General features: G+C 63.8%; 6 protein-coding genes and 1 pseudogene. 5 read left to right on the top strand and 2 right to left on the bottom strand.

Annotated elements, in window-relative coordinates; genetic code table 11:
- Window positions 1–77, top strand: a pseudogene (locus VGP39_RS24705) (cold-shock protein); the annotation flags it as partial.
- Between the two features lie 90 nt (window positions 78–167).
- Here VGP39_RS24705 and purN read toward each other — a convergent pair.
- Both purN and purM read right to left on the bottom strand, forming a co-directional pair.
- Entirely contained in the window at window positions 168–821 is a 654-nt protein-coding gene (gene purN, locus VGP39_RS24700) for a phosphoribosylglycinamide formyltransferase (protein WP_327570711.1), read from the bottom strand.
- Between the two features lie 4 nt (window positions 822–825).
- Window positions 826–1899, bottom strand: a complete 1074-nt coding sequence (gene purM, locus VGP39_RS24695; RefSeq protein WP_327570710.1) for a phosphoribosylformylglycinamidine cyclo-ligase — start codon at window positions 1897–1899, stop codon at window positions 826–828.
- 156 nt (window positions 1900–2055) lie between these two features.
- Here purM and VGP39_RS24690 point away from each other — a divergent pair, with 156 nt between their 5' ends.
- The 4 genes from VGP39_RS24690 to ppx all read left to right on the top strand — a co-directional run.
- Complete coding sequence (locus VGP39_RS24690) at window positions 2056–2598, top strand: CDP-alcohol phosphatidyltransferase family protein (RefSeq protein WP_327570709.1); 543 nt, start codon at window positions 2056–2058, stop codon at window positions 2596–2598.
- Window positions 2599–2637: 39 nt separating this feature from the next.
- A complete protein-coding gene (locus VGP39_RS24685; RefSeq protein WP_327570708.1) occupies window positions 2638–3315 on the top strand; it encodes a DnaA ATPase domain-containing protein in 678 nt (225 codons plus the stop codon).
- Window positions 3316–3461: 146 nt separating this feature from the next.
- Window positions 3462–5660, top strand: a complete 2199-nt coding sequence (locus VGP39_RS24680) for an RNA degradosome polyphosphate kinase (protein WP_327570707.1) — start codon at window positions 3462–3464, stop codon at window positions 5658–5660.
- Between the two features lie 12 nt (window positions 5661–5672).
- The coding region (ppx, locus tag VGP39_RS24675; protein ID WP_327570706.1) for an exopolyphosphatase at window positions 5673–6847 on the top strand (1175 nt) is incomplete at its 3' end.

Below are 6847 nucleotides of genomic sequence, written 5' to 3'. Positions count from 1 at the left end.
ACGAAAATCAGGTTGTCGAATATGACCTCGTGGAAAATCGCGGCAAGTCATCCGCGGAAAACCTGAAGGTCTCTTAAACTTCGCCGCGATCGCTTAAGCGGTCGTGATTGGTGATGGCCCCCGGCGAAAGCCGGGGGATTTGTTTGTGGGGCGTCGCATTTCCCGGATCAAATGACTTCCGGCGAAATCAGGCTGTCGTCGGGACTGCCATATGCGTCAGTCTTGCAAATCCCGTGCTCGAGCCGCGTCCCGCCGCCGGCGACCAGCCGTAACGCATCCGGGTAGATCCGATGCTCGATCTCGAGCACGCGCGCGGCCAGCGTCTCCGCCGTATCGTCATCGCGCACCGCGACCGCGCCCTGCATGACGATCGGCCCTGCGTCGGTTTCCGGAATGACGAAGTGCACCGTCGCTCCGGAAATCTTCACGCCGGCTCGCAACGCCTGGCCGTGCGGATCGAGGCCAGGAAACGACGGCAGCAAGGAGGGATGAATGTTGAGCATGCGGCCGTACCAGCGCTGTACGAACTCGGCGGTGAACAGCCGCATGAAGCCGCCGAGACAAATCAGCTCGACGCGATGCTCGTCCAGCACCGATTGCAGCTTCGCTTCGAAACCCGCGCGGTCCTTGCCGAGCGGTTTGCTTTCGATCGTCACCGTGGGAACGCCGCTGCTGCGCGCTTTTGCAAGTCCGGCCGCATCCGCCCTGTTGGAGATGACGACGACGATCTCGGCGGGAAAATCTTGCGCCCTGGCGGCCTCAAGCAGCGCCGTCATGTTCGATCCGCGCCCGGAAATCAGGATGGCGACGCGGCGCTTCATCGCCTTACCATGTCAGATCGAGATGGCCGTTATAGATCACGCGGTGCTCGCCGGCAGCGGGAATGACCTCGCCCAGCAGCACCGCGCTTTCGCCGGCCGCGCTGAAGACGTCCATGACCTGATCGATCGCGTCAGGTTCGACGATGGCGATCATGCCGATGCCGCAATTAAAGGTGCGCAGCAATTCGAGTTCGGCAATGCCGCCTTGCCCGGCCAGCCACTTGAACACCGGCAGCACCGGCAACCGCGCGAGATCGATCCCGACGCCGAGATGCTTTGGCAGCACGCGCGGGATGTTGTCGGTAAAACCGCCGCCGGTGATGTGCGCCAGCCCCTTGACCGCGGCGGTCTCGCGGATCGCGCGCAGGCATGATTTTACATACAGCCGGGTCGGCGTCAGCAGTGCGCCGCCCAGCGTCATGACCGGCGAGAATGGCGCCGGTGCCTCGAAGCCTAGGCCGGACATCGCAACGATCTTGCGGACCAGGGAAAACCCGTTGGAATGAACGCCCGACGAGGCGAGGCCGATCACCGCATCGCCGGCTGCGACGTCGGGGCGCGGCAGCAGCGTGCCGCGTTCGGCGGCGCCGACCGCGAAACCTGCAAGATCGTAGTCGCCGTCCTTGTAGAGCCCGGGCATCTCCGCGGTTTCGCCGCCGATTAGCGCGCAGCCGGATTCCCGGCAGCCTTCGGCGATGCCCGCGACGATGGTCGCGGCGGCCTCGGGATCGAGCTTGCCGCAGGCAAAATAGTCGAGAAAGAACAGCGGCTCAGCGCCCTGGACCACGAGATCGTTGACCGACATCGCCACCAGGTCGATTCCGATGCCCGCATGCAGGCCGGTTTCGATCGCGATCTTGAGCTTGGTGCCGACGCCGTCGGTGGCGGCGACCAGAACCGGGTCCTTGAAGCCCGCGGCTTTCAGATCGAACAACCCGCCGAACCCGCCGATTTCGGCATCCGCGCCGGCCCGGGCGGTGGCCCGGACCATCGGCTTGATGAGATCGACCAGACGGTTGCCGGCGTCGATATCGACGCCCGAGTCCGCGTAAGTGAGCCCGTTTTTTCGGTCCGTCATGCCCGATTCCAGATGATGGCCGGGCTGGTTACGTCGGATTTCACCCGCGTGCAATGGCTCGCAAGCGCCCCCGGCATATACTATGTAGACGGAAAGCCGGTCCGGGCGCGAAGCTCTGATCTTAAGCGAAATCGGGCCGGGAGCCGGGAACGCCGCGTGAGTATTCCGAACATCATTACGCTGGGCCGCATCCTGCTGGTGCCGGTCATCGTCTGGGCGATCGCTTCCAATCAGATGGAAGCCGCCTTCGCGCTCTTCATCGTCGCCGGCGTCAGTGACGCGGTGGACGGCTTTCTTGCCAAGCGTTTCAACATGGCCAGCGAATTGGGCGCGCTGCTCGACCCCTTGGCCGACAAGGCGCTGCTGGTCTCGATCTATGTGGCGCTCGGCATCTGGGGCGCGGTGCCGCGCTGGATCGTCATTCTGGTGGTGTCGCGCGATATCATGATCGTCAGCGCCGTGATCGTGTCATGGGTGTTCGGCAAGCCGATCCCGATGAAGCCGTTGATGGTCTCGAAGCTCAACACGGTGGCGCAGGTCGCATTCGCGGCCCTGGTGCTGGCGGCGCTGGGTTTCGGCTTCAAGTCCACGCCGTACGACCTGATTTTGATGGGTTTCGTGACGGTCTTTACTTTGGTTTCCGTATCGCTCTATCTCGTGGAGTGGGTGCGGCACATGAGCACCATCGAAACAAGTTAGCGCGTCGAGTGCGCCGGCCCGCCGGCATGGAGTGACTGCGTGGCAGCCCGCGTTCAACCCCGCCAGCTTGCGTTCGTGCTGCCGCACGCGGAGAGCCTCTCGCGCGACAATTTTCTCGAGGGCCCGGCAAACGCCGCGGCGCTCGCGCTGGTGGACAGCTGGCCCGACTGGCCGAACCGGGTCATGCTTCTGGCGGGGCCGGAAGGCTCGGGCAAGAGCCATCTGGCGGCAATCTGGGCCGAGCAGGCGGGCGCGCGATCGACCGCCGCGCATGCGCTGACCGCAACCGCCGTGCCCGGCGCGCTTGCGACCGGCGCGCTTGTTGTCGAGGACCTGAACGTGGCTGGTTTCGACGAGCGTGCGCTGTTTCACCTGATGAATCTCGCGCGCGAAGACCAGGCGTTCGTCCTGATCACGGCGCGGGTCCCGCCAGCAGCCTTTCAGGTTGAGCTGCGCGACCTGCGTTCGCGGCTCCGCGCCGTCCCGGTGGTGACACTGCTGCCGCCCGACGATCAGCTGTTTCGCGCGCTGATCGTGAAATTCTGCGCAGACCGGCAATTGAGCATCGACGAGCCCGTGGTGAGCTATCTTGCGACCCGGATCGAGCGGTCATTTGCCGCCGCCCGCCGGGCGGTTGAGCTGCTCGACACCGCGGCGCTGCAGCTGGGCCGGCCGGTGACGCGCGCGCTTGCGGCCGAACTGCTGCGGGATGCCTGATCAGCGGGCCTGCTGACAGCCGATGCGGCTTGACGGGGAAGCTGCGAGGAACATCAATGTCATTGAAACGTCATCGCGATAACACATGCTCTGCGCCGCATTGCCGCTGACGACGCTGCTTTCTGATCTGAATGGATCGACACTCCATGGATGCCGCCCAAGCTGTTGTTTTTAAAGAAAAAGATGTGGAACCCCACCCGGGTTCCGCGATTGGAACAAGTCCGGAACGTTTCATCAATCGCGAGCTGTCCTGGCTGCACTTCAATCGCCGGGTGCTCGAGGAATCCGTCAATCCGGGCCATCCGGCGCTGGATCGGGTGCGATTCTTGTCGATTTCCGCCAATAACCTTGATGAGTTCTTCATGGTCCGCGTGGCCGGCATCAAGGCGCAGGTGCGCGAGGGCATCACCGAGCGCAGCCCGGACGGCCTGTCGCCTTCCGAGCAACTGGTCCTCATCAACGAAACCGTCTCGAGGCTCGCCAGCGACCAGCAGGCGATCTGGCGCGATCTGCGCGGCATCCTCGCCGAAGTCGGCATCATCCTGGTCGATGGCCGCGACGTGCCAAAAGCCGAGCGGGCATGGATCGAGGATCATTTCCTCCACAACATTTTCCCGCTGCTGACGCCGCTGGCGATCGATCCGGCCCATCCGTTCCCGTTCATCCCCAGCCTCGGCTTTACCGTCGCGCTGCATCTGGCGCGCGTTTCCGACGGCAAGCCGATGAATGCGCTGATCCGCATGCCCGGCAAGATTGATCGTTTCATCCGTCTGCCGGCGGGCAAGGACGGCGCGGTGCGGCTGATTACGCTGGAACAGGCGACCGGCCTGTTCATCGGCCGGCTGTTTCCCGGCTATACCGTTAAAGGGCAGGGCGCGTTCCGCATCATCAGGGACTCCGAACTCGAAATCGAGGAAGAGGCGGAAGATCTGGTTCGCCTGTTCGAGACCGCGTTGAAGCGCCGGCGCCGCGGATCGGTGATCCGGCTGGAGATCGAGGCGACGATGCCGGAGGAACTGCGCGCCTTCGTGCAGCGTGCGCTCTCGACCGCCGACGACGAGGTGCTGCTGGTCGATGGCGTGCTTGCCATGAACGAGCTGTCGCAGCTGACCCGGCTCGACCGGCCCGATCTCGAATTCGTGCCTTACGTCCCGCGGCATCCCGAGCGGGTTCGCGACCACGGCGGCGACATCTTTGCGGCGATCCGGCAAAAGGACCTGATCGTCCATCATCCCTACGAATCCTTCGACGTGGTCGTGCAATTCCTGCAGCAAGCGGCGCGCGATCCCGACGTGGTCGCGATCAAGCAGACGCTGTACCGCACGTCGCGCGACTCGCCGATCGTGCGCACGCTGGTGGAGGCCGCCGAAGCCGGAAAATCCGTCACCGCGCTGGTCGAACTCAAGGCGCGGTTCGACGAGGAGGCCAACATCCGCTGGGCGCGCGACCTGGAGCGTGCCGGCGTGCAAGTTGTCTACGGTTTCCTCGAATTGAAGACTCATGCAAAGCTGTCGCTGGTGGTGCGTCGCGAGGGCGCCACGCTCACGACCTACGTTCACACCGGCACCGGCAATTATCATCCGGTGACGGCGCGCATTTATACCGACCTTTCCTACTTCACGTCCGACCCGATCATCGGCCGCGATGCCGCGCGCGTCTTCAATTACATCACCGGCTATGCCGAGCCGAGCGACATCGAGAAGATGGCGGTCTCGCCGCTCACGCTGCGCAAGCGAATGCTGGAACATATTCGCGGCGAGACCAACTATGCCCGCCACGGCAAGCCGGCTGCGATCTGGCTGAAAATGAACTCGCTGGTCGATCCCGATATCATCGATGCATTATACGAAGCCTCCCAAGCCGGCGTTTCGATCGAACTGATCGTCCGGGGCATCTGCTGCCTGCGGCCGGGCGTGCCCGGCCTTTCGGATCATATCCGGGTGAAATCGATCATCGGCCGCTTCCTCGAACACGGCCGGATCTACTGTTTCGGGATGGGACATGGCCTGCCGAGCGCCAAAGCGGCTGTATATATCTCCTCGGCCGACATGATGCCGCGCAACCTTGACCGCCGCGTCGAAATCCTGTGTCCATTGCAAAATCCCACGGTGCATCAGCAGGTTCTCGAGCAGATCATGGTCGCAAACCTGAAGGATACCGAGCAAAGCTGGCAGTTGTTGCCGGATGGATCGTCAACGCGTATGAAGGCCGCGAAGGGCGAGGAGCCCTTCAACCTGCATAATTACTTCATGACGAATCCGAGTCTGTCAGGCCGTGGAAAGTCGCTCAAGGAATCTTCGCCACGCCGCCTCACGCGCCGTAACGAGCGTCAGCAGTCGTCATAAGGAGTTGGCACGGTGAAGCGGCGGCGCAAACGCGCATCCAGCGTCGCGGTCATCGACATCGGCTCCAATTCGGTGCGTCTCGTCGTCTATGAGGCGATGGAGCGCAGCCTCGTATCGATCTTCAACGAGAAGACCCTGTGCGGGCTCGGCCGCGAGGTGCAGACCACCGGCCTGTTGGCGCCCGACGCGGTCGCCAAGGCGCTGACGTCGCTGCGGCGTTTTCGCGCGCTGTGCCGGGTGATGAAAGTCGGCCGTGTCCATGCGATCGCCACTGCGGCATGCCGCGACGCCAGCAACGGGCCAGATTTCATCGCCAGGGCCGAGCGCATCTGCGGCGTTCCAATCGAGATTCTGTCGGGGCCGCGCGAGGCGAAACTCTCGGCGCTGGGCGTCATTTCCGGCATTCACAGGCCGGACGGCATCGTCGGCGATCTCGGCGGCGGGTCGCTGGAATTGATTGACGTGCGCGGCAATCGCGTTCGGCAGGGCGTGACGCTGCCGCTCGGAAGCCTGGCGTTGCAGGATACCTCGTACAAGTCGCTGAAGCGCGCCGAGCGCATCGTCAAAAACGAGTTTTCGGGAATCGCTCAGCTCACCGCCGGCCGTGGCCGGACCTTCTACGCGGTCGGAGGAACGTGGCGGGCGCTGGCGCGCATCCACATCATCCAGAGCGAATATCCGTTGCAGGTGATGCACGGCTATTCGATTCCGGCGGTGGGCGCGCTGGATTTCGCGCGCCGCCTGCGGCGCCTCGTGGCCACCGACATGCTGGCCAACATCGAGGCCGTATCGGAGGCCCGGCGCCCGCTGCTTACCTATGCGGCGCTGGTTCTCGAATACATCATTCGCACGGCGCGACCAAAAACGGTGGTGTTCTCCACCTATGGCGTGCGCGAGGGCCTGCTCTATTCGATGTTGCCGGAGGCGGAGCGCAAGGAAGACGGATTGATCTGCGCCGCCCAAAAGCTCAACGAGCTATTGTCGCGCTCCGCGCGCCATGCGGAAGAACTGATGGTCTGGACCGACCGCCTGGTCAGGGTCGCCAAGCTGCGCGAGAGCGACGAAGACCGCCGTTTGCGCCACGCCGCCTGCCTGTTGTCCGACATCGGCTGGCGGGTTCATCCCGACCACCGCGGCGAACAGACCATGAGCCTGATCACCAACGGCAATTTCGGCGCGGTCAGCCA

The sequence above is a fragment of the Bradyrhizobium sp. genome (assembly GCF_036009065.1).
Lineage (GTDB): Bacteria > Pseudomonadota > Alphaproteobacteria > Rhizobiales > Xanthobacteraceae > Bradyrhizobium.
This window is presented reverse-complemented; position numbering and strand designations above follow the sequence as displayed.

Coding starts and splice junctions, on each gene's coding strand:
- purM (WP_327570710.1), bottom strand. CDS start 1,899: ATGACGGACCGAAAAAACGGGCTCACTTACGCGGACTCGGGCGTCGAT.
- purN (WP_327570711.1), bottom strand. CDS start 821: ATGAAGCGCCGCGTCGCCATCCTGATTTCCGGGCGCGGATCGAACATG.
- VGP39_RS24680 (WP_327570707.1), top strand. CDS start 3,462: ATGGATGCCGCCCAAGCTGTTGTTTTTAAAGAAAAAGATGTGGAACCC.